The organism is Nostoc sp. FACHB-152 (assembly GCF_014697475.1).
GTDB lineage: Bacteria > Cyanobacteriota > Cyanobacteriia > Cyanobacteriales > Nostocaceae > Nostoc_B.
This window is the reverse complement of record NZ_JACJRV010000083.1, coordinates 1-21,586: the sequence shown is the minus strand read 5'-3', so window position 1 is coordinate 21,586 and position 21,586 is coordinate 1. Positions and strand designations below refer to the sequence as shown.

Genomic DNA, 21,586 nt, shown 5'->3' with positions numbered 1-21,586 from the left:
CTAAATAAAATTTGCCTCAGCATAGCTAGTTCATTCCCCCCTTTTTGGAGGTAATAAACTAAATATCCAACCGTTGGTAAACTGTTTCCAAATGTTGGAGATGATGTTGTGGGTCAAAACACTTTTCAATTTCTGCGGGCGACAAATTTTCGGTGACTCGCGGGTCTTGACTAATCAAAGCATGGAAATTGCCTTCTGGCTTGTTCCAAGCGGCGTGCGCGCTTTGCTGCACGATCGCATACGCTTCTTCCCGACTCAATCCTTTGTCTACTAAGGTAAGTAATACTCTTTGGCTGAAAACTACACCGCCATAGCAGTTGAGATTTCGCGCCATGTTCTCAGGATATACCAGCAGGTTTTTCACTAAGTCGGTGATTTCTACCAACATGAAGTGCGTCAAAATGCAGGCATCTGGCAATACTACACGTTCTACGGAACTATGGGAAATGTCCCGTTCATGCCACAAAGCCACGTTTTCTAAAGTTGCACCAGCATGACTTCTCACCAACCGCGCCATCCCAGTTAACCGTTCAGAACGGATGGGGTTGCGCTTGTGCGGCATCGCACTCGAACCTTTTTGACCTTTGGCGAAAAATTCTTCAACTTCTAAAACGTCTGTTTTTTGTAAGTTGCGAATTTCCACGGCAAACCGTTCAATAGATGCAGCTAGTAAAGCCAACTGCTGCACGTAGTCGGCGTGGCGATCGCGCGAAATTACTTGAGTAGAGGCTGTATCCGCTTTCAGCCCAAGTTTTTGACAAGCGATCGCTTCTACACGCGGTTCAATATTCGCGTAGGTTCCCACCGCACCCGAAATTTTTCCGACGGCAATGGTTTCGCGGAGAATCTTCAGGCGTTCTTGGTGTCGCAAAACTTCGGCTAACCAGCCAGCCAACTTAAAGCCAAAGGTGATTGGTTCAGCATGGATACCATGCGATCGACCAATCATCACTGTATGCTTGTGTTCTCGCGCCTTTTGGCGAATTGCCCCAATCAAATCTTCTAGGCGTTGGGATAATACATCCAGACTAGCAACTAGTTGCAGTGCCAATGCTGTATCTAGTACATCTGAACTTGTTAAACCTAAGTGAATATAACGTCCAGCTTCACCAACATATTCATTGACATTTGTCAAGAAAGCGATGACATCGTGACGGACTTCTGCTTCAATTTCTAGAATCCGCTTGGGGTCAAAATTAGCCTTGGCTTTAATTTCTTCAACTGCATCAGAGGGGATGTAACCGAGTTCAGCCTGGGCTTCACAAGCTGCAATTTCTACTTGCAGCCAGGTTTTGAACTTATAAAATTCAGTCCACAGGTTGCCCATTTCGGGCAAGGTATAACGCTCAATCAACGTTCGCGGCAGAATACAACTGTCATATTTTACATTCTAATTCGCCTAGATATTCAACAAGAAGGAAACAGCAGACAGGATACAGGTAACAGCAAAAAACAACCTATTTTCTGTTTCCTTCTGAATATACAAGTCCCTATTGCCCATTCCCTCTTACTTTACTTTTTGTTTAGCTGGAGAAAGAGGTTTTGTGTCGGTTGTGATGATACTGATACCACCATCAGCTTCCATATAAGCTAATTTCACCTCAGCCAAAAATTCGACTCCTTGCTGACGTAACTTACTCATCAACTCATCTTCTGTAATTAACGCTTTCTCTAGATGTCGATGAATCATTTGACCATTTTTCACCAACAGTAGCGGCGGCGGATTAAGAAACTTCTGAAACTTAGGAAGTTTGTAACCCAACCAGTTAAGAAAGTAACTCCAAAAAATCACTGTTCCTACCAGAATGCCACCCTCAGTAATTGATGTATAGTGGCTGGCCATTGCGTTTTGAGCCGCTTCTGCGAACAACACAACCACGAGTACATCAGTAATTCCCAGGGTTCCTATCTGTCGGCTAGGAAGGAAGCGTAAGACTGTGAACAACGCCAGATAAACTAGAGATCCTCTAATAATTAATTCAAAAATGCTGATACTAGGAACAAAAATCGCAGCCCAATCGATATAGAACCATTTATCCATGTGTAGATTTTTCTATTCATGTACGGTCTTTAGATTCCCGACTTCTTAAAGAAGTCGGGAATCTTATTGTTCACAAATGATTTAAAACTGCTACAGGAATCATATTTGATTTAAAAAAAATCAGTGTATTGTTACCTGCATTCTTTACTTTTGCCTATTGCCTATCGCCTGACTACACAAGTATGTTCATTAATCAAACCGGATTCCTATATACAGCAGATTGCAGGTAAATGAACTACAGATGTTAAGAACAAAGCCATATACTAGAAGACTTCTAACCCTATTGCCTATTGCCTGTTGCCTAGTACCTGCTGTATCTACTATTTAGTTATTTAGAATTAGAAAGGGACAAAAATATTTACTTTTGATTCACTACAATAATCACAACTTTAATTAATTGTTTTTGTAGTTATCTTTTAAACGCTTGCTTCTATCATCAGCTTGACCATTGTATTTTAAAGGCATAGCATTCTTTGTTGGTCTAATACCGCTACCATATCTTCTGGCATAAACTTGAGTAAATTCAGCACCGAAAAAGAGAATTTGGGCCGCATAGTAAACCCAAGCCAAAATTACTACTAATGAACCTGCTGCACCATAAGTTGAGCCGAAACTGCTATTGCCGAGATATTGCCCTAATAAATATCTACCAAAAGAGAACAACAATGAAGTGATGGCAGCCCCAATTAAAACGTCACCCCAAGTAATTTTGACATCTGGCAAAACTTTGAAGATTAGCCCAAATAGTATTGTAGTAATAGAAAAAGAAACTACAAAACTCACAATTCGCCAAACAAAATCAACACCTGGAATTAAATGGCTAAAGTAGGCGAAAATTGCCGATAATGCTGTACTCACCACTAAAGATACTAAAAGTAAAAAGCCAATACCCAAAACCATTGCAAAAGATAAAGCACGCTGACGGACAACATTTTTTACCCCACGTCCTGGTTTTGGTTTAACTTCCCAAATTGTATTTAGGGAATCTTGTAATTCAGTAAATAAACCTGTAGCACCCAAAAATAAAAGTACAATACTAATGATAGAAGCGATCGCTCCTGTTTTTGGCTGGCTAGCATTGCGGATAGCTATTTCAATAAACTCGGCTCCATCTCTACCGACTAAACCTTGAATTTGGCGAACAATTTCACCTCTGGCTGCTTCTTCTCCAAATACTGCACCAGCGATCGCAATTACAATAATCAATAACGGGGCAATAGAAAAAATTGTGTAATACGCTAATGCTGCGGCTAAACGTGAGGCTTTATCTTCACTCCATTCTTGGAAAGTTTCTTGAAATAGTCGCACAACCGCCTGTAAGTTCATTTACTTAGTCTCCTTGTTGGAGGATATCGCTTTCTTCCTTGATATATTTGATACTGCTTGGCTTAATACTGACATCCTCCCCAAGGTGTTTGTGTAAAATCCTTAAGGAGGAATTTTAGGATTTATACCAATTTGTAGTTCGTAATACCTAATACATTAGCCTTAATAAGGTTCAACATATACTGGATTATTGACTGCGATCGCCTTAGCTACTAGGATGAAAACTAGCAAATAAGTATTAAAGCATATAGCAGTAAACTACAACAATTTAGAGTAAATCTTCCTCAGACAGTTGGGCTATCTTCATCAATGCTTTCAAAGTTCCAACTTTCAAATCTTGATTGCGGTGAACAGGAATTGACAAGATTTGTTCTACTTCAGGGTTTTCATAGATATGATGACTGCCAGTGATTCTTCGCAAAACCCAACCTTTTTGCTCGACAATCTTACAAAGTTGCTTGCCAGAAACAGATTTCATACAGCAATTTCAACAACTTGATCTGTTGATTCAATCACATTACGACTGTTTGCAACATCAAGCCAACCTTCAATCGCATCCTTTAAATTAGCTATCACCTCTTCCATCGTTTCCCCTTCAGTAATACAACCTGGAAGCGCGGGAACTTCCGCCCAATAGCCACCTTCTTCTGCTGGATGAATGATTGCTCTAATTTTCATACACCTGTTAAGTTAGGTTTTGAGAATATGCTAACAACCATACCTGTTTGCTTTCAACTGTAGCGAATGCGATCGCACGACATTCCTAAAACTGAGACAGCAGTTTGTCATACTCTGCGTGCGAACCCAGCCAAAACCAAATAACTGTATCTTCCTCTAACTGTCCAACTGCTCGATAACTTTTGCTAATCCGGGCTGAATAAATTGGTAATTCTGGATGTACTTTTTTGAAGCGCAAACTTGGATGGCTGGGATTTTGCTTGAAGAGGCGGTATGCTTCACGGGTTTGTTCTTGAATTTGCTCAGGTAGATCACCAAATGCTTGCCGAAACTTAGCAGTTATACGTGACTTCACAATTTATCTGGATCTAATTCTTGAGTTTTGCCTGTACGATATTCAGCGATCGCCTCAGATGCAAGTTTGGCAAGTAAATCTGGGGAACGAGCAAAAGCTTCATCCCAACGGTGTTCATCTTCTAGTTCTTCTAGAATTATGGCTGCGATCGCATCTTGCTCATCAGCAGGTAAGTTTTTCAAACGGGATATAGCGTATTCCAGTAGCTCAGTCATAGCTGTCTATGTTTAAGAAAATCCTACTATCAATTATCTCTGTTTAGTTTTATTTAAGGGTATAAGGTTGTGATCGCTTACAGGAAGTTTACAAGCTTGTTCTTTCAACTCTTACAAAGACATACGAAAATACTCCAACAAAGGTTGGTTTATCAATTTTAGTAGATTTGATTATTGAGTTTTTTGTTGTCAAGGGTAATTATGGGACAGGCGATCGCTATAGTTGTGATAAAAATTGAGGTTTAATTTCAATCTCGATACTTTTATAGTTAATGGAAAAAGAGATACAGTTTAAGTCGCCATATTTACTCATAAGGGATAATTTATTACTATTTTTACATTTAAAAGAGAGTTATAAAATATGCTAAATTTTAAAATAGAATTAGAAAAAACTGAATTAACAAAAAAATTGGATAGTTTTAGTAGAGGTCATATTACTCTTCAAGGAAAATATGGAATTATTTCCTCAAAGCTCTCAACTAAAAATTATTCAATGATGATTTTTATATCTTTATGTGAACTTCTTGATGGTATTCGTTTATTTTTAATTAATTCAATTCAAAATACCTATCATTTTGTAGGAGTTGGCAGTTCTTTTCAATTTTTTATAGTTAAAACAGAGTCTAATAAGTTAAGATTAACTGGTATTGAGAATAAAATTATTGATGAGATTACCGAATTGGAACTCATTGAGAATATTTGGCGGGAAGTAAAATTATTTATTTCTACCTATGGTCATTCACTTGATAAAAATGAAATTGTTAAAACTGATTTAAGTATTTCCATAGAAGCATTTAAAAAGCAATTTAATTTATAACAATAATTGCCCATTACATAATTTACCACACCCGTAAAATCGCTTTTGTGATACTCAACTATTATTCAACGCTGCCACGCAGCAAAGTTTTTAGATAAATATTATGAACTTTAGAATTATTATAAATTTTGTAATTAGCTAGCTATAATATCCACAATACTAAAATTCATAAATTTTTATTTTGATTTTCTACTCTAATAACCAACCAAATAAATCACCTACTGTAAGCTGTAAATCACTTGCAAAAGATGGAACAGGAAGTAACTGCTCTGCCTGTTCAAATAACTCTGGTGGCTGGTTTGAGAAATATACAAATATTACTCTTTCGCTTGGATCAATCAACCAACCCATTTGAGTTCCATGTTTCAAAGAATGCTATATTTTAGCAATAACCTTACTTTGGCTTTGATCAGGAGATAGGATTTCAATTATCCAATCAGGAGCCAGTGCAAAAACATTTGCCACACCCCCGTTCTCATTTCGAGGAATTTTCTCCCAAAGAAACACCGATACATCTGGAACGATCGCACGTCCTGAAAAAATGCAACGCAACTCTGGAAAAGCCCGTGCAATTTTCTGCGGTTTAGTGACTCCATTGATGGTAATAATTAGTTCACCTTGAATTGTGCTGTGTTCTCCTTGTGGCATAGGTTTCTGAATAATCTGGCCATAAATATATTCACTAGCAGGTTTAGTTTCTGGTAGCTTGAGAAACTCCTCTATTGTCAAATTTTTGGCTGGTGTCTGTACCATAGGGAACTCTATCCTAAAGTAATGCGATAAACTCCTCTACACTTAAATCAATATCTCGAAGAATCGCCCTCAAAGTTCCTTTAGCTAACTCTTGATGATTGGGAACAACAACTTGAGCAAATGGCTCATCTCGCCGCATAATAATGTGACTGCTTTCTCTTCGCTTTTGGTAGAAACCAATTTTTTCTAGAGCTTTGATACATTCTTGGTAGCTTACTCACACAACCACCAGAAATGTTTCAACGTTTTCTTCTGGGATAGGTAAGCCATCTTCTTTGAGAGCAGCAACATAACCAGCGATCGCCTCTTTAATATTAAAAAGGGCTTCCTCTTTCGTTTTCCCCTGTCTAACGCAACCTTTGAGACTGGGACATTCAACAATCCAGTAGTCGTCTTCGTCCCGATACATGATTACTTGCCTGATATTTTGACTCATGTTTACAAGCTATGTATAATCACCTCTAAATTTTATCGTTAACCAAGAGTAGAGTTATAAACTTAACTACACACTATTTAAACAACAGCCGCTTCTGCGATCGCACCTTGCATTCTCCCCATTGCATCAATCAAACTTTGCAATTGTTGGTCTGCTTTCATCACAGCTAAACCGCGTACTGTAACTTTACCAGGAGAGTAAACAAAGCGTGTTTTCAAATGTTCTGGTAAGTTGGCTGCAAGTAAATTCCATGCAGGTTCTTCCATTGGTGTTTCTAAAATTACGTGTTGTTTATTTTCTGGTTTAATCCGGCTAAATCCTAATTTTTTCGCTACTTGTTTCAGTTCCATGACGCGCAAAAGTTGATTGGCGGGGACTGGTAAAGTACCATAGCGATCGCTCCATTCAGCAGCAATCTGTGTGAGTTCTTCTTTAGATTTCGCCGCCGCTACTGCACGATATGCACTCATCTTTTGATCAATATCTGGAATATAATCGGCAGGAATAAATGCCGTGAGGTTTAGGTCAATTTGTGTATCGTCAACTTGGGGAATTTCTTGACCGCGAATTTCTCGAATCGCCTCTTCTAACATTTCCATGTATAAATCAAAACCGATCGCATCCATTTGACCGGATTGTTCTGCACCTAGCAAGTTACCCACGCCTCGAATTTCCATGTCGCGCATTGATAGTTGATAGCCGGAACCGAGTTGCGTAAATTCTTGAATTGCCCGTAACCTTTGCCGTGCCGCATCAGATAATGTTCGCTGCTTGGGATAGAATAACCAAGCATGGGCTTGAATACCTGCACGTCCGACACGACCGCGCAATTGGTATAGTTGCGATAAGCCAAAGCGGTGCGCGTCTTCAATTAGGATAGTGTTGACGCGGGGAATATCTAACCCAGATTCAATAATTGTTGTACATACTAAAATATCTGCGTCACCATTGCTGAAGGTGAGCATGGTTGATTCTAACTCGCTTTCGTCCATTTGCCCGTGAGCGATCGCAAATCTTCCCCCCGGTATCATCTCCCGCAATTTGGCTGTAGTTTCTTCAATCCCTTCAACTCGCGGGACTACATAAAACACCTGTCCGCCTCGGTCTAGTTCTTGGCGAATTGCACTGCGGACTGTTTCAGGATTTAGAGGTGAAAGATGGGTTTGAATTGGTCGTCGGGTTGGGGGTGGTGTGGTAATCAAACTCATTTCGCGTATCCCCGATAAGGACATATACAAGGTACGCGGAATGGGTGTGGCGGAAAGCGTCAACACGTCAACCTGAGTTTTCAAGGATTTGATTTTCTCTTTTTGATTTACCCCAAATCTTTGTTCTTCATCCACCACTAACAAACCCAAATCGCGGAATGATACGCCTTTACCTAAAAGTTGGTGCGTACCGACAACGATATCTAACTCACCTGTCGCTAATCGCTTTTGTATATTGCGGCGTTCTTCTGCACTGCGGAAGCGGTTTAGTAAGCCAACATTCACGGGGTAAGGGGCAAAGCGTTCTTTCAGGGTGTGGTAGTGTTGCTGGGTAAGAATGGTAGTTGGTGCTAAGAGTGCGACTTGTTTACCAGAAGTCACAGCTTTAAAAATAGCGCGGATTGCTACTTCGGTTTTACCAAAACCAACATCACCACAAACTAAGCGATCCATTGGGCGATCGCTTTCCATGTCGCGTTTGACATCTTGGACGGCTTTAAGTTGGTCGGTGGTAGGTTGGTAAGGGAAAGAATCTTCCATTTCCTCTTGCCAAGGCATATCGTGAGGATAAGCAAAACCTTGTTGTTGCGATCGCGCTGCATACAATTTCAACAAGTCTACTGCTAATTTCTTGATGGCTTTACGGACGCGGTTTTTGGTATTGTCCCAAGCCTTCCCAGTCATTTTGTGCAGTTCTGGGGCTTTATCGCCTGTGGCGCGAAACCTTGATAAAGAACCTACTTGGTCAGCCGCAACGCGCAGAAGCCCATCTGCGTACTGCACGACTATGTAATCACGGGTTTCATCGTTAATTGTCAAACTTTCCAGCTTGACAAATTTACCAATCCCGTGACTTCTATGAACTACATAATCACCCGGACGCAGTTTATTCGGGTCAACTTGCTTAGAAGCAGCCTTACGACGCTTGCGGATATATCCCGGCGTGGCGAGGGAATGCTGACCGTAAAATTCGCGGTCTGTGACCACTACCAAGCGGTACGTCGGCAGAATAAACCCTTCCAGTTCCGCCAAGCCAGAATATTTCAGGGCGACTGGTACGTGGTTGATTTGCTGCTTTTCAATCGCTTGGTAGTCACGCGGGTTAGGGATAAATTGCGCTGGACAGTCGTGTTCTTGTAATAGAGAAACAGAACGGGAAGGTTGGGCAGAAATTAACCAGATTGAGAAATTGCGATCGCGTTCTTGTCTTAATGTTTCCGCCAGTTTGCCAAACTGATGCGGTGTAACTGGTACAGACCGACTAGCTAAATTAATGCCGTTGTTTTCTTCAGCAATTTCCGATAAATAAACAGTCGGAAATTGGGTAAGTTCTGTTAGACAATCATCAAAAGACCGATGAATTTTGGGCAATTGGAGAGAACCTAAATCTAATTCCCCAGTCCCTAGCGACCATTGTTCCTCTGCATTTTCTACCCAGCGATCGCTATGGGCATGACACTGTTCTGGTTCATCAATAGCAATTAAAGTATTTTCAGGCAAATAATCTAAAATCGATGCGGGTTTTTCAAAAGCTAATCCTAAAAATCGCCGACTTCCTTCTAAAACTCCTGTGTCTTCAGTTTCAAGTTGTGAATTTGAAGTTAATTCATCCTTCAGCACTTGGAACTCAACACTATCTTTAAGTGCGTCTAGGATGATGGGAGTAAAGCTAGTGGGAGTCAGCACAATCTGAGCAATTTTGTCAAGAGCGGAACGCTGAGTTGAGGGGTCAAATTCTCTGATTTGCTCGATTTCGTCGCCAAACCATTCTAAGCGTACTGGTAATTCGGAGGACACTGGAAAAATATCGACAATATCACCGCGCCGACTCCACTGCCCTTCTGTTTCTACTAAGGGTACTCGCTCGTAACCCAAGGTAGTAATTTTGGTACTGAAGGTATTCAGGTCAAATTCCATCCCCTTTTTGAGGGTGAGGCTGAGAGGGGTGAAAGCTGCTGGTGGTGGCAAATGGGGTTGTAATGCATTCGTAGTAGCAACAACTGCAATTTTCGCTTGTTGCCCATTGCCATTAGTCATCAAATCTTGACTTTTCACCAAATCCGCCAGAACTTGCATTTGTCCCCAAGTCATTTCCGTTTCGGGATCAAAAGGTTCGTAAGGGGATGCTTCCGAAGTCGGGTAAAAATGTACTGTTTGCCAGCCCATCGCCTCTAATTGAGCGTAGGCGCGTCCGGCTTCTTCAAGGGTGGCACAGACAACAAATAAATTCCTTCCTGAATTTTGTGCTAATGCCGATGCTACCAAGCCCTTGGGTAGGCGGGGAATTCCATTTAAGCGTAAATCTTTTTGCCGATTGAGCTTAGAAAGCAGTTCTGTGGTGAGAGGCGATCGCGCCAAGGCACGCACAATAGAAGAAAATGCCATAAGTTCTACTAGAGGTGGAAGTCGTCGATGATAAGAAAATCTATGAGTAGTTTATGTACACCATTTTAAAAGTGTTAATACCTCTCTTATTACTTCTGTGGAAGAATGATGATTGAAATATAAATGTATAAATTTAAAAAGTTAAACTACGACTTTGTATATAGTCAACGAAGTATTAAGGATGAAGTATAAAGTGTGAAATCTGATATTTCCCCCCTGCTCCCCTGCTCCTCTGCTCCTCTGCCCTTCTGCTTACCCTGCTTTCCATAGCGGCAAATCCAAACATATCCTCCATGACTTCTGAAATTTTAATCATTTTGGTACTAATTATTGCCAACGGTATCTTCTCAATGTCTGAGATGGCTGTTGTTTCAGCGCGGAAAGTCAGGCTTCAGCAGCTTGCCAATCAAGGAGATGTCAAAGCCAGGGCAGCATTGAAACTAGCAGAGTCTCCCAACAATTTTTTGTCTACCGTTCAAGTGGGAATTTCCCTTATCGGTATCTTGACTGGTGCCTTTGGGGGAGCCACCATTGCTAACCGTCTGGCAGTATATGTAAAACTTATCCCTTTATTGGCTCCCTATAGCGAACCAGTATCTTTTGGTTTAGTAGTTTTAATTATTACTTACCTATCTCTAATTATCGGGGAATTAGTGCCGAAGCGGTTGGCGTTAAATAACCCGGAAAAAATTGCGGCGTTTGTTGCTATACCGATGCGGGCTTTAGCAGCCCTAGCTTCTCCGGCTGTGCATCTGTTGAGTGCTTCTACAGAATTGGTGTTGCGGATTTTAGGAATTAGACCTTCTGAAGAGCCGCAAGTTACTGAAGAAGAAATTAGAATCCTGATTGAGCAAGGCACAGAAGCAGGAACCTTTGAAGAAGCTGAACAGGATATGGTAGAGCGAGTTTTTCGTCTAGGCGATCGGCCTGTTAGTTCTTTTATGACACCCCGCCCTGATATCGTCTGGCTAGATTTAGAAGATAATCCCGAAGAGAACCGCCAAAAGATGACTGAGAATGGTTATTCTCGGTATCCGGTTTGTCAGGGAGGACTAGACAATGTGCTGGGGATTATCCCGGTGACAGATTTACTTGCTCGCAGTTTTCGCGGGGAATCTCTAGACTTAACAGTAGGATTGCGCCAACCTGTATTTGTTCCAGAAAGCACCCGTGGCTTAAAGGTGCTGGAGTTATTCAAGCAAACTATCACACACATGGCCTTGGTAGTGGATGAGTACGGCGTGATTCAAGGATTAGTCACTCTTAACGACATCATGAGCGAAATCGTCGGCGATGTTCCCGCAGACCCAGGCGAAAATGATCCCCAAGCAGTGCAGCGAGAAGATGGTTCTTGGCTGCTGGATGGAATGTTACCTGTAGACGAGTTCTTTGAACTGTTCGAGATGGAGGAATGGGAATCGGACGAACGCGGTAGCTATCAAACCTTGGGAGGCTTTGTGATTACCCATTTAGGCCGCATCCCCGCCGCCGCCGACCATTTTGAATGGCAAGGGATGCGGGTTGAGGTGATGGATATGGATGGGAATCGAGTAGATAAGGTGCTAGTTGTACCAATGATTGATAAAACAGACGCGGCGAAAGAAGGGGAGTAGAGGTTAGGGATTAGAGCTTAGAGAGTCTCAATATATTTTCTTAACTCTAGTCCCCAGTCTCTAGCCCGTAGCCTCTAAGATTGCGATAAGCGTTTTATTTCTTCACCGCCTAACATTTGATGGGCTTGAGCAAGAATTTGGGGAATGTTATCGGCGTGGGGGCTGTGTATAAGGCATTGGCGTAAATCTAATTCGTTAAGCTTATCTGCTTTGTTGCCAGGAAACCAATGACTAGCATTACCCAGTAGGTTGTAGCGCATTTTGGCATAGTCTATCAAATCATAGGTTGTGGCTAAATTCCACAGCCATAAAATTACTGGGATATTGATTTCGCCTGGAGTGTTTGCCCATGTGGGTAAGTTAGTGTGCCAAGTTTTTACCCAATCTTCTCCTAAAATGGCGATCGCTTCTTCTTCCAACCTCGCCAGAATGGGAGGCAAAATTTCTGAAGACTCATCCAATAACGCTAATGTCTTCAAGTGTTCATCAAAATCTTGGGGTTTGGCTGCTCCCAAACTCAGGGTATGCACCTGAGAATGACTCAGACAAAACAAATCATTAAACACCATCGGACTCAAAGGCGCACAAAGATTAACTAATTTTTGTGGTGGGTTGTATAGCTGTCCTCCTTTATCTGAAGGACTAATAATAAATACCCCCATATCAAGACGGGTAGCAGCTTCAATTGCTGGCCAATTGAATTGATTAATGTAGTACCAATGCAGATTTACATAATCGAATTGATTAGTATTAATTGCTTGGACAATAAAATCTGTAGCTCCGTGGGTAGAAAAACCAATAAATCTGACTTTGCCCTCAGCTTGTAATTGCTTTGCTACGTCTAAACACCCACCAGGACTGATGCTATATTCCAGTAATTCAGCATTATTAACCCCATGCAAACTAAACAAGTCTACATAATCTAACTGGAGATTATTTAGCGATTGTTCAAATGTCTGCCTAAATTCTTTCGCATCAGGAACAGGTGAAACTTTGGTTTGAACAATCAAATTTTCACGTGGAAACTTTGGCAATATTCTTCCTAATTGCATTTCGGAGCTACCATAACCACGAGCAGTTTCAATGTGGTTAATGCCGACTTCTACAGCCCTGTGAATAGTTGCTTCAAGATTTTTCTGATTATCTGCGGGAATTTCTGACGGGTCAACATCTTGCCATTTAAACTGATATCTCATGCCGCCACAAGAAAATACCGGCATCTGTAATTCTGTGCGTCCAAATCTTCTATACAGCATTAGTGGATTTTGGATTTTTGGTACTAAGTCTCAATCAAGCGATCGCTATAGTCGCATTTTGGCAATTCCTGACACTAGTAACATCTATCTACTCGTAAAATTAGTCAGGTTTTTAGTTTTCAGATAGTGAACTTTTTTGAGTCCCAAGAGATTAATTACCACATCCTGTCCACTACTAGCAAGTCACGTTTACAAGCATCCTCAAGAAATTAGACCAACACATCCAAAGGATTTGTTAGTCTAAATCTTATATGACCAACTATTTCAGCAATTGTTTGTTGTTGATCACAAGTAGATAGAGGCTAGAGGCTAGGGGTTAGAGGTTAGAAGAATAGACCTCATTGGGATAAAAACTGCTGTATATGACTTTAATACAACTATTATCAAAAAATATGGGGATAAGCTGAGGCTTATCCCCAAACTCAACACTCAGCACTCAATACTTATGAAGTTGCATTTTGCAACTCAGCCGTGCGTACTGTTAGCTGTTGTGTCTGATTACCTCGTTGTATTCTTACCTGTAACGCTTGACCAAGGTTAGTATTTTCCACAACGTTCTGCAACTGTTCGGCATTAGAGATGGCTTCACCATCTACTTGAACAATGACATCTCCACGGCGGATACCTGCTTTAGCGGCTGGGGAGTTTGGTACAACTCGCATAACCAAAACACCGTTCACTTCGGGAATTTCAAAAGTAGAGTTGGGATCAGTGTTGTTTTGCTTGGCAAGCTGGGGTGTTAAGGTAACCATTTGCACACCTAAATAAGGGTGAGCAACTTTACCATCCCGTTCTAGTTGTGTAGCGATCGCTTTAGCTTTATCAATAGGAATAGCAAAGCCAATACCCATCGCATCAGCACGAATAGCGGTGTTAATCCCAATCACTTCGCCACGCTCGTTTAATAGCGGCCCACCAGAGTTACCAGGGTTAATTGCTGCGTCGGTTTGAATAAACTCTAAGCGTTTGTCGGAAATTCCTACTTGCGCGCTAGAACGCTTGAGGGTGCTGACAATACCTAAAGTAACTGTATTATCAAAGCCTAAAGGATTACCAACTGCGATCGCCCAATCTCCAACTTGTACAGCATTAGAAGAACCTAAACTTGCAACAGGTAAATCTTTACCAGCATTAATTTTGACAACCGCTAGATCTGTTACTTCGTCGATGCCTTGAACTTTGCCATCAAAGGTGCGACCATCCTTCAGGCGGACTGTAACTCTATCAGCTTTATCAACTACGTGGGCATTGGTTAAAATCAAGCCACTTTTATCAATAATGAACCCAGAACCCAAACCGCGCAATTGCTCTGGAGGTAATTGTTGGGAAAAACCATCACCAAAAAACTGCCGGAAAAATGGGTCTTCCATAAACGGGTCAGCGCGGCGGCGCGTAATTGTCCGTTCCGTGTCGATTCTGACTACGGCTGCTCCCACACGATTTACAGCTGCTGTGACAAAACTACTATTACCTATAGCAGTAGTTGCAGGCGATTGCCGTTGAGCAATCAATTCTGGTGCATCCCCAATTTTCTCATAACTAGGTGCAGGTTCCGCTTGAGAAGGCAACACCCGCAGAGTGCTAACAGTTAGTAAGACTCCCAAAAATATGGCGAAAACATGGGTAGTAAGTTGACGTATAGAACTAGGTATTTTGGAAAATCGCATAATCACAACCTAAATTTAGAAACCTAATAGTTGTTTAGTCGTGACAACTCTATCTACAGTTATTTTTACAGTTATAATGCGATACCTGCGTAGTGACTTTGGCTCACTACTTCAGGTTTCACTTTTTCTCCTCAATATTTGAACTGAGAAGTGGTAGAAGCTACCTGTAATTTAAATTAATTGAAAATTTCGCTTAATAGCTATTATGGACATTTACCCCATCAAGGTTCGGGTATCACCCCTTGAAGTTGTGTAGATGTGAACTCATTTCCGCTTGGAAGGTTAGTTAGCCCTCAATTTATTGGTGTGATCGTTGTGTAATCAAGGTTAACAATTAAGCACACCGGAACGTTAGCTCCAGCACGAATTTCGTGCAAATTGGTTCGTGTCCGGCGGCGTTCACCTTTACCGAAATTTGAGCAAAATTGCTATATAGTTTATGATGTCACATTAGTGCGAGTGCTTTTAATACTAATTCTCCAAAATTAAACAACAGATAGAAGCTGAAAAAGTCTTGCTAAATTTAAGTTTTCCAATTGCGAATTGCAAATTGGTATAAGCCCTTTACTCAAACGCTCAAATCTTAATTGACAAAGCTCTCAACCATTCATTGAGCGATAATGATTAGTAACTCTTTGGTGGGAGTAATTTTGCGATGACCGAATTACTTGAAAAAGCGATCGCTCAATTGAAAACTCTACCTGCTGACCAACAGGATGCGATCGCGGCTCGTCTCCTTGCTGAGATGGAGGATGAGCAGACATGGAAAGCTCAGTTTGAATCTACAACAGATGCTCAATGGGATCAGATAGCCCAGATGGTACGACAGGAAATTGCTGTTGGTGAAATTACACCTCTAGATGAGATTTTTCCCTCTTAACCAGTAATGAAATCAAGCGTAACGAAAGCATTCCGTAAAAAGCTTGATGGGCTGCCTGCATCTGTTCAAGAACAAGCCGCCAAAACTTATACACTTTGGCGTTCAGATCCTTACCACAATAGTCTTCAGTTCAAGCGGGTTAGCCAGCGTCAACCAATTTATTCGGCTCGTGTGAGTTTAGACTACCGAGTTCTCGGCTTATTAGAAGATGATCAAATCTACTGGTTTTGGATTGGTACACATACAGAGTACGACGAGTTGCTTCTGAGGTTGTAAGCAGCAGCCTAGCTGGAATATGATTGAAAGTTTACCAAAGTTGCTTTATGGCTTGTAATCACACATTGCTGCGATCGCTCATATTGAATCAGAAATTAGATGCGATCGCCCTTTATAGGCAATATCATTTATTCCCATTCCCTCCTCTAGGCTACGATTTTAGTACTACCAGTGCTTGAATAACCCATGAATGGATCAAACCGATTAACGCCAGAATCGTTGCCTATCTCTCAGCCAGCCGAAAACATTCATAATCATGACACAGAGCATCATCATGGGCATGGAGAGTCTGGTCATGTTCACATCCATAGTGAAGAGTCTTTACGAAAAATTGTTAATCGGCTGTCACGCATAGAAGGGCATATTCGTGGCATCAAAACAATGGTGCAACAAAGTAGTCCCTGCCCTGATGTGTTATTGCAGATTGCCGCAGTTCGGGGTGCATTAGATAGGGTTGCGAGAATTGTATTAGATGAACATTTGACTGAGTGTATTGCCAGAGCCGCACAGGATGGCAACATAGATGTGGAAATTGAACAGTTAAAGGCTGCTTTAGATAGATTTATGCCTTAACTAAGCTTAATTAAAGGTCAATTCAGAACAATTGATTTCTGAAAATTCGCTAAGGAGTTGACAGACGTGTTCTCATCACGTCTGTTTCAATATGACTATACCTCAATAAGTTTAGTTACATATCCAATCGCATCGTTGATGTTGAGGTAAGTAAACTTCCATAGTCCAACTGATAGATAGCTAATTATTCTGAGTAATATTACGAGATTGTTACAAGGACAAAAATGTTATATGTCAATAGATCTACTGTGAGTAAAAATCTGTAACTTAATGGAAATCCATAATTTTATTCCCAAAAATTTTGTTAGTTTGAGTTCGCTAGATGAATGTTTAGGAACCAATTACCATAAACTGTGTGCCATAGGGAGAGATGTTGTTCTAAGCAAATTATTTGATTTACTGTGCTGCAATTAACACAGTAAGTTTTATGAGATTTTAATAAATTCTTAATAGATACTGCTGTACAAGTTCTGATAGTAGAAGTTAGCCTTAAAAGTTTGCAATAGTTTATACTTGTAGTCTGATTACTAACTTTTAAGACGTACAGTTATGCACATATGCCAGCAATTTAAAACAAGTATGGAACATCATTTCGTACATCCTAATTTGCCGTATGAATTATTTTTTTCAGGCAAGTTATGTCTTAAGACAGTTACTAACAAGCCTTAGAGCTTTTTTACAGGAAGTGCATAATCTAAAACAAAAGTAAACTAAGCTACCGTAAGATTTTTATAGTCAGTGTATCTACATTAAATGTCAGAAAGTGTTGACTTTCTCAACATTTCTTTAGATAATTTGAGGGTGAGTAGCGTCAAAATGAAATTAGTTCCGTATAGCAAAATACAAAACCCTAGCCACAAGTTAAATGTCTTTCATGTTCGTTCCCCGTTATAAGTGGGAATACTATCTACGTATAAATGTGTGAGTAAAAATCATGAGTGTGAATACGGTGCCCTCTATCAATTACTACTCTCTAGATGTAATTCAAGACGAAGCACGCCGACTAGTCCACAAGGGGATGGTTAGCAGACAACAACCAATATATACACTCTGCCAATACATCCCTGCAAGAGAGTGGGTGTGCGTTGAATGTGAGTTAGAGAAATGCGATTTTTTACTACGCGATCGCATTGGCGACCTCATCGGTCGTGAACAGTGGGACAACGACTAATTAGGCTGTGATTTGAGATTTTGGATTGGGAGCATATTTTTGGATGTTTAGATTTGACAAAGACCAATTGACCGCCCAACCTTCTGAGGTATAGTCTCTGCTTTTGATAAATATTCCCCGATCCAGAGTCTTGTATTATTTTCTTTCCCAAGTCAGCATTACAGAACTGTTAAAGTCTGAGTTGAACAACTTTCCTACTCAGCCTTGACAAATTATAGTTTGCTACAAATTTGTCAAGAAAATTTTTTGCGTAAATCCAGTTTGATAGCTTTAAGTATTTTTTGTAGATTTAGCTGACCGGAGCAGTTTTTAAATTTTACAGCTCCGGTAATTTTTTATAGAAGGGAACAGAGAAATAGGTTGAGAAGCGATCGCATCCTCTCGTGTTTATCATGCTGCTTGAATACCATCCGTATGAGCGTCACTTAATTAAAGGTTGATTCTGGTAGGATATATAGCTTGTCTGACAAAAAACAGTCAAAATGTCTACCCTAATGAATTTTTATCTTTATCTAAAATTTATATTCTGTTTTTCTTCTCTGTCAAGCTTCCCAAGCAAATTTCAATTAATAAAAGTTGGCTGTGATTAAATTTTAAGTATTAAATACAATTAAAGTTAAATCAATTATTTTTCAGTAAGGTAACTCAGGATTTTTTAACATCAAACCTAATAAACTGAACTGATTAACTAATTGAACTCTTTCCATTAATGAAAGTATCTACCCAAGGTTTGATATTATTAGCTTCTTCCTTAAGCTTAATTACAATAGGAAAAAAATAACTATAGGATACTGTTTATCCATTTGATTTTTAGTTTCTGACTTGGCTATTTTGGTTAATGGTAGTATTAGTGCTGGTGTTTGATAAATAATAAGAAAATATTAGCGATCGCATTTTTTCAAACTGCTCTTAATGGTATTAAATCAGGAGCGATCGCACTCTATCAAATGGCTCCAGTAATCGAGACTTTAGAGTATCTTTTAGAACAAGATCAGGCAGCAATTTTTGACTTTGCCTTTATTGATGCTGATAAGGAAAACTATTATAGTTACTACGAAGTGGCGTTAAAGTTAGTGCGTCCTGGTGGTTTAATTGCTATTGACAATGTACTTTGGTCTGGAAGATTGATTCAGCCAGAAATCCAAGACTCAGCCACTATAGCTATTCGTGAGTTTAACAGCAAGCTAGCTCAAGACGATCGCATAGATCTGAGTTTGATTGCCCTTGCAGATGGACTAACTTTAGCACGTAAGCGTAATTAAGAAGCGTTAGGTCTAATTCGCTGTAAAAATTTGATATTCAGTTCCAGCTTATTTCCTAGCCACAGAGCGTGTGCTGTGTGGTCTGTAACATCATCGCCTGTTTCAGGATGGACGAGAATATCTAACCCCTCACGGTTCAGCATTAGCCAGGGTACAACTAGAGTAAATTGGTTTGGTGCGAAGGCCACTTGATACATTGATTTTGGGTGTGGCCCAATAGGCTGATCGTGCCAACGTCCCAGCTGCACTTCAAATCTTTCACCTAATCCTTCGCGGATCTTAGCGGCAACATCACGTGTTTCTGGATCATAGTAAACATGAGCATGAAAACCGCTAATGATACTATTTTCTTTCATGGTTTCACTTCAATTATTGTTTATTATCTTAATCAACTTTGTCTGCCAAAAGCACCAACCTCATTGGCAGATCACACCAAAGAAACGGTCTTTGCCGCTTTTCTCAAGATTCTCATCCATAATCATTATTGCGGGGATCTAACTCAACTATAAATACGTGTATTTCAATTTTGAACAAACTTGTGTTAAGCAGTACTTGCATTTTTCTTGTAAGTATGGAAAGCTTTGTTAAAGGTTAAATACAAAAACTCTATCGACTTACCGTATTTCAGAATAATACACTACAGGTGGATGGAACGCGAACTTGTACACACCTTTATGAACTGCTTGCAGATTATAGAGTGATCGCACTTGCCATTGAAGTAGTGAAAACATAGTAGGTAAAAAACGACGAACTAGACAAATTACATCCCTATCTTGAGTTTCAATACCATTTCTTCCTTCCTTTTTTATTCCAGTGCAAGTATGAATAGTATATTTAACACTCGTCGCCGTTTTATCCGGTTTGGTACAGCAGGTTTGTTAGGTTTATCAACGGCATTTGTCCTCAGTAGTTGCAACCCTAAAAATCCAACAGCAGCAACATCTAATACCGCAACGAATGTATCAGCTACCAGTGGGATCAAGACTAAAGTTTTGCGGATGGGTTATCAACAAGCTGGTGATTTAATCAGAGTAACAAAAGTATTAGAAAAACGCTTAGAACCCTTGGGTATCAAAGTCGAATGGGCGCAATTTGCTCAAGGCCCTCAGCTAATGGAAGCGATGAATGTGGGCAAAATCGATTTGGGTTCTGTAGGAGAAACGCCCCCTATATTTGCCCAAGCTGCTGGTGCTGATATTGTTTATGTAGTGGGTTCACGACGCACCGAAAAAAGTGGTAGAGGAAGTGCGATCGCTGTTCCTCCAGATTCTCCCATTAAAAGTGTCAAAGATATTAAAGGACAAAAAGTAGTATTCCAAAAAGCTTCTGCCTCGCATTATTTCATCATTAGAGCTTTGGAAGATGTAGGTTTAAAACCAAATGATATTCAAGTGCTAAGTATACCTAACGTAGAAGCTAGCAGTGCATTTTTAGAAGGCAAAATTCCTGTTTGGGTAACTGGCGATCCTCATTTAGCAAGGGCTGAGAAATTAGGTAAAGTGCGGATTATTAAAACTGCTGAAGGACTGGACACCCCAGGTGGATACTATATTGGCAGAAAACAATTTGCTCTTGATAATCCAGAATTACTGCGGATTGTAATTGAAGAGATTAATAAAATTCAACTCTGGGCAGAGGCCAATCCCAAAGAGACAGCGAAATTAATTATGCCTTATCAAAAACTCGATCCAGACGTGATGGACTTAGTGCTTAGTCGTCGTGCTTATGGATTAAGAGCTATTTCCCCAGAATTAATCAAAGAACAACAAAGAGTTGCTGATTACTTTTATAAAAATGGCTTGCTTCCTAAACCTGTAAATATTAAAGAAGCCGTCTTAACACCTGAACAATATGCAGCCATCACTCCTACGACAATTAGCCAAAAATAACGTAGACAAGGCTGGATTAGATTGAGTTGAGCTAAAAACTCTCAAATAAAACTTCTCAATAGTAAATAGGAAAAAATTTATGAATCTTAAGTTTGCATATTGGGTTCCTAATGTCAGTGGTGGGTTAGTAGTCAGCAAAATTCCGCAACGCACAGATTGGACTTTTGATTACAACGCTCAACTGGCTCAAACAGCAGAGCAAGTGGGCTTTGACTACGCTTTAGCTCAAGCTCGGTTTATTGCCAGTTATGGTGCTGAATATCAATTAGAAGCACTCTCCACAGTAGCAGCTTTAGCACCTGTTACCGAACGGCTAAAATTGATTGCCGCAGTTCATCCAGGGTTATGGCATCCAGGTGTAGTAGCCAAAATGGGTGCAACAATTGATTTTATTTCTAAAGGTCGCTTCTGCTTGAATGTAGTCAGTGGCTGGTTCAAAGGCGAATTTACAATTTATGGCGAACCCTGGCTAGACCATGATGAACGCTATCGTCGTTCAGAGGAATTCATCAGAGTGTTGAAAGGTATGTGGACAGAAGATGATTTCCACTTCCGAGGCGATTTTTACCGGATTAACGGTGGTTGGGTAAAACCTAAACCAGTTAATCAAAATCCACATCCAGAAATTTTCCAAGGAGGAAACTCCAAAGCAGCACGGCGTATGGCATCTCGTGTGTCTGACTGCTTGCGGGGGGACAAAATGGTCTAGAATGCTTATCTTACAAAGAGTGTAGCAATTTGTGGTAAAAGAAAAAGAGCATTTATTCGCAATAAGCTCTATTTAA

At 40.4% G+C, this 21,586-nt stretch carries 22 protein-coding genes and 2 pseudogenes; 10 read left to right on the top strand and 14 right to left on the bottom strand.

Annotated features, from left to right (window positions below):
* Window positions 1-58 precede the first annotated feature (58 nt).
* The 7 genes from purB to H6G76_RS30715 form a co-directional block, all read right to left on the bottom strand.
* On the bottom strand, window positions 59-1,354 hold the full coding sequence (gene purB, locus H6G76_RS30745) for an adenylosuccinate lyase (RefSeq protein ID WP_190709416.1): 1,296 nt from the start codon (window positions 1,352-1,354) through the stop codon (window positions 59-61).
* Between the two features lie 153 nt (window positions 1,355-1,507).
* Entirely contained in the window at window positions 1,508-2,041 is a 534-nt protein-coding gene (locus H6G76_RS30740) for a DUF421 domain-containing protein (RefSeq protein WP_190709414.1), read from the bottom strand.
* 393 nt (window positions 2,042-2,434) lie between these two features.
* Entirely contained in the window at window positions 2,435-3,367 is a 933-nt protein-coding gene (locus H6G76_RS30735; protein WP_190709412.1) for a YihY/virulence factor BrkB family protein, read from the bottom strand.
* 268 nt (window positions 3,368-3,635) lie between these two features.
* Complete coding sequence (locus tag H6G76_RS30730) at window positions 3,636-3,845, bottom strand: type II toxin-antitoxin system HicA family toxin (RefSeq protein WP_190709410.1); 210 nt, start codon at window positions 3,843-3,845, stop codon at window positions 3,636-3,638.
* Window positions 3,842-4,045, bottom strand: coding sequence for a type II toxin-antitoxin system HicB family antitoxin (locus H6G76_RS30725; protein ID WP_190709408.1), 204 nt, complete (start codon window positions 4,043-4,045; stop codon window positions 3,842-3,844). The genes H6G76_RS30730 and H6G76_RS30725 overlap by 4 nt, the downstream gene beginning before the upstream one ends.
* A gap of 85 nt (window positions 4,046-4,130) precedes the next feature.
* Window positions 4,131-4,400, bottom strand: a complete 270-nt coding sequence (locus H6G76_RS30720) for a hypothetical protein (RefSeq protein ID WP_190709406.1) — start codon at window positions 4,398-4,400, stop codon at window positions 4,131-4,133.
* Window positions 4,397-4,615, bottom strand: a complete 219-nt coding sequence (locus tag H6G76_RS30715) for a hypothetical protein (protein WP_190709404.1) — start codon at window positions 4,613-4,615, stop codon at window positions 4,397-4,399. Before H6G76_RS30715 ends, H6G76_RS30720 begins: the two co-directional genes overlap by 4 nt.
* 361 nt (window positions 4,616-4,976) lie before the next feature.
* Between H6G76_RS30715 and H6G76_RS30710 the strand changes: the two genes are divergently transcribed.
* Complete coding sequence (locus tag H6G76_RS30710) at window positions 4,977-5,432, top strand: hypothetical protein (protein WP_190709402.1); 456 nt, start codon at window positions 4,977-4,979, stop codon at window positions 5,430-5,432.
* A gap of 189 nt (window positions 5,433-5,621) precedes the next feature.
* Here the strand turns inward: H6G76_RS30710 and H6G76_RS30705 are convergent.
* From H6G76_RS30705 to mfd, 4 genes and pseudogenes are all read right to left on the bottom strand, one after another.
* Window positions 5,622-6,185, bottom strand: a pseudogene (locus H6G76_RS30705) (Uma2 family endonuclease).
* Window positions 6,186-6,198: 13 nt separating this feature from the next.
* Window positions 6,199-6,384: a type II toxin-antitoxin system HicA family toxin gene (locus H6G76_RS30700; RefSeq protein ID WP_190709434.1), complete on the bottom strand. Its 186-nt coding sequence runs from the start codon at window positions 6,382-6,384 to the stop codon at window positions 6,199-6,201.
* A gap of 18 nt (window positions 6,385-6,402) precedes the next feature.
* Window positions 6,403-6,621: a type II toxin-antitoxin system HicB family antitoxin gene (locus tag H6G76_RS30695; RefSeq protein WP_199337590.1), complete on the bottom strand. Its 219-nt coding sequence runs from the start codon at window positions 6,619-6,621 to the stop codon at window positions 6,403-6,405.
* 77 nt (window positions 6,622-6,698) lie between these two features.
* Window positions 6,699-10,214 carry a transcription-repair coupling factor gene (mfd, locus tag H6G76_RS30690; protein ID WP_190709401.1) on the bottom strand — a complete coding sequence of 1,172 codons (3,516 nt, stop codon included), beginning with the start codon at window positions 10,212-10,214 and terminating at the stop codon, window positions 6,699-6,701.
* Window positions 10,215-10,498: 284 nt separating this feature from the next.
* Between mfd and H6G76_RS30685 the strand changes: the two genes are divergently transcribed.
* Complete coding sequence (locus H6G76_RS30685; RefSeq protein WP_190709430.1) at window positions 10,499-11,827, top strand: hemolysin family protein; 1,329 nt, start codon at window positions 10,499-10,501, stop codon at window positions 11,825-11,827.
* Window positions 11,828-11,901: 74 nt separating this feature from the next.
* On the opposite strand, the gene H6G76_RS30680 is transcribed toward H6G76_RS30685, so the two are convergent.
* Entirely contained in the window at window positions 11,902-13,083 is a 1,182-nt protein-coding gene (locus H6G76_RS30680) for an aldo/keto reductase (protein ID WP_190709399.1), read from the bottom strand.
* 443 nt (window positions 13,084-13,526) lie between these two features.
* Window positions 13,527-14,750: an HhoA/HhoB/HtrA family serine endopeptidase gene (locus H6G76_RS30675; RefSeq protein ID WP_190709398.1), complete on the bottom strand. Its 1,224-nt coding sequence runs from the start codon at window positions 14,748-14,750 to the stop codon at window positions 13,527-13,529.
* Window positions 14,751-15,405: 655 nt separating this feature from the next.
* Between H6G76_RS30675 and H6G76_RS30670 the strand changes: the two genes are divergently transcribed.
* The 6 genes and pseudogenes from H6G76_RS30670 to H6G76_RS30650 form a co-directional block, all read left to right on the top strand.
* Window positions 15,406-15,630 (top strand): hypothetical protein, encoded by a 225-nt coding sequence (locus H6G76_RS30670; protein WP_190709396.1) that lies wholly within the window; start codon window positions 15,406-15,408, stop codon window positions 15,628-15,630.
* 6 nt (window positions 15,631-15,636) lie between these two features.
* Window positions 15,637-15,906 carry a type II toxin-antitoxin system RelE/ParE family toxin gene (locus H6G76_RS30665; protein WP_190709394.1) on the top strand — a complete coding sequence of 90 codons (270 nt, stop codon included), beginning with the start codon at window positions 15,637-15,639 and terminating at the stop codon, window positions 15,904-15,906.
* A gap of 47 nt (window positions 15,907-15,953) precedes the next feature.
* Window positions 15,954-16,085 (top strand): hypothetical protein, encoded by a 132-nt coding sequence (locus H6G76_RS37885; RefSeq protein ID WP_277883143.1) that lies wholly within the window; start codon window positions 15,954-15,956, stop codon window positions 16,083-16,085.
* Window positions 16,086-16,092: 7 nt separating this feature from the next.
* Complete coding sequence (locus H6G76_RS30660) at window positions 16,093-16,479, top strand: metal-sensitive transcriptional regulator (protein WP_190709392.1); 387 nt, start codon at window positions 16,093-16,095, stop codon at window positions 16,477-16,479.
* A 934-nt stretch (window positions 16,480-17,413) separates the two neighbouring features.
* Window positions 17,414-17,650 carry a DUF4327 family protein gene (locus H6G76_RS30655; RefSeq protein WP_015115066.1) on the top strand — a complete coding sequence of 79 codons (237 nt, stop codon included), beginning with the start codon at window positions 17,414-17,416 and terminating at the stop codon, window positions 17,648-17,650.
* Between the two features lie 947 nt (window positions 17,651-18,597).
* A pseudogene (locus H6G76_RS30650) lies at window positions 18,598-18,912 on the top strand (O-methyltransferase); the annotation flags it as partial.
* Here H6G76_RS30650 and H6G76_RS30645 read toward each other — a convergent pair.
* Window positions 18,909-19,268 carry a DOPA 4,5-dioxygenase family protein gene (locus tag H6G76_RS30645; RefSeq protein ID WP_190709391.1) on the bottom strand — a complete coding sequence of 120 codons (360 nt, stop codon included), beginning with the start codon at window positions 19,266-19,268 and terminating at the stop codon, window positions 18,909-18,911. The pseudogene H6G76_RS30650 and the gene H6G76_RS30645 sit on opposite strands and share 4 nt — an antisense overlap.
* A gap of 465 nt (window positions 19,269-19,733) precedes the next feature.
* On the opposite strand from H6G76_RS30645, the gene H6G76_RS30640 reads away from it, so the two are divergent.
* Both H6G76_RS30640 and H6G76_RS30635 read left to right on the top strand, forming a co-directional pair.
* Window positions 19,734-20,801 (top strand): aliphatic sulfonate ABC transporter substrate-binding protein, encoded by a 1,068-nt coding sequence (locus tag H6G76_RS30640; protein WP_190709389.1) that lies wholly within the window; start codon window positions 19,734-19,736, stop codon window positions 20,799-20,801.
* 79 nt (window positions 20,802-20,880) lie between these two features.
* A complete protein-coding gene (locus tag H6G76_RS30635; RefSeq protein WP_242056589.1) occupies window positions 20,881-21,510 on the top strand; it encodes an LLM class flavin-dependent oxidoreductase in 630 nt (209 codons plus the stop codon).
* Window positions 21,511-21,586 lie beyond the last annotated feature (76 nt).

Excerpts from the sequence above, each read along its gene's own strand:
- H6G76_RS30740 (WP_190709414.1), bottom strand. The coding sequence starts at position 2,041 with ATGGATAAATGGTTCTATATCGATTGGGCTGCGATTTTTGTTCCTAGT.
- H6G76_RS30735 (WP_190709412.1), bottom strand. The coding sequence starts at position 3,367 with ATGAACTTACAGGCGGTTGTGCGACTATTTCAAGAAACTTTCCAAGAA.
- H6G76_RS30730 (WP_190709410.1), bottom strand. The coding sequence starts at position 3,845 with ATGAAATCTGTTTCTGGCAAGCAACTTTGTAAGATTGTCGAGCAAAAA.
- H6G76_RS30725 (WP_190709408.1), bottom strand. The coding sequence starts at position 4,045 with ATGAAAATTAGAGCAATCATTCATCCAGCAGAAGAAGGTGGCTATTGG.
- H6G76_RS30715 (WP_190709404.1), bottom strand. The coding sequence starts at position 4,615 with ATGACTGAGCTACTGGAATACGCTATATCCCGTTTGAAAAACTTACCT.
- H6G76_RS30710 (WP_190709402.1), top strand. The coding sequence starts at position 4,977 with ATGCTAAATTTTAAAATAGAATTAGAAAAAACTGAATTAACAAAAAAA.
- H6G76_RS30695 (WP_199337590.1), bottom strand. The coding sequence starts at position 6,621 with ATGAGTCAAAATATCAGGCAAGTAATCATGTATCGGGACGAAGACGAC.
- mfd (WP_190709401.1), bottom strand. The coding sequence starts at position 10,214 with ATGGCATTTTCTTCTATTGTGCGTGCCTTGGCGCGATCGCCTCTCACC.
- H6G76_RS30680 (WP_190709399.1), bottom strand. The coding sequence starts at position 13,083 with ATGCTGTATAGAAGATTTGGACGCACAGAATTACAGATGCCGGTATTT.
- H6G76_RS30675 (WP_190709398.1), bottom strand. The coding sequence starts at position 14,750 with ATGCGATTTTCCAAAATACCTAGTTCTATACGTCAACTTACTACCCAT.
- H6G76_RS30670 (WP_190709396.1), top strand. The coding sequence starts at position 15,406 with ATGACCGAATTACTTGAAAAAGCGATCGCTCAATTGAAAACTCTACCT.
- H6G76_RS30665 (WP_190709394.1), top strand. The coding sequence starts at position 15,637 with ATGAAATCAAGCGTAACGAAAGCATTCCGTAAAAAGCTTGATGGGCTG.
- H6G76_RS37885 (WP_277883143.1), top strand. The coding sequence starts at position 15,954 with ATGGCTTGTAATCACACATTGCTGCGATCGCTCATATTGAATCAGAAA.
- H6G76_RS30660 (WP_190709392.1), top strand. The coding sequence starts at position 16,093 with ATGAATGGATCAAACCGATTAACGCCAGAATCGTTGCCTATCTCTCAG.
- H6G76_RS30655 (WP_015115066.1), top strand. The coding sequence starts at position 17,414 with ATGAGTGTGAATACGGTGCCCTCTATCAATTACTACTCTCTAGATGTA.
- H6G76_RS30645 (WP_190709391.1), bottom strand. The coding sequence starts at position 19,268 with ATGAAAGAAAATAGTATCATTAGCGGTTTTCATGCTCATGTTTACTAT.
- H6G76_RS30640 (WP_190709389.1), top strand. The coding sequence starts at position 19,734 with ATGAATAGTATATTTAACACTCGTCGCCGTTTTATCCGGTTTGGTACA.
- H6G76_RS30635 (WP_242056589.1), top strand. The coding sequence starts at position 20,881 with ATGAATCTTAAGTTTGCATATTGGGTTCCTAATGTCAGTGGTGGGTTA.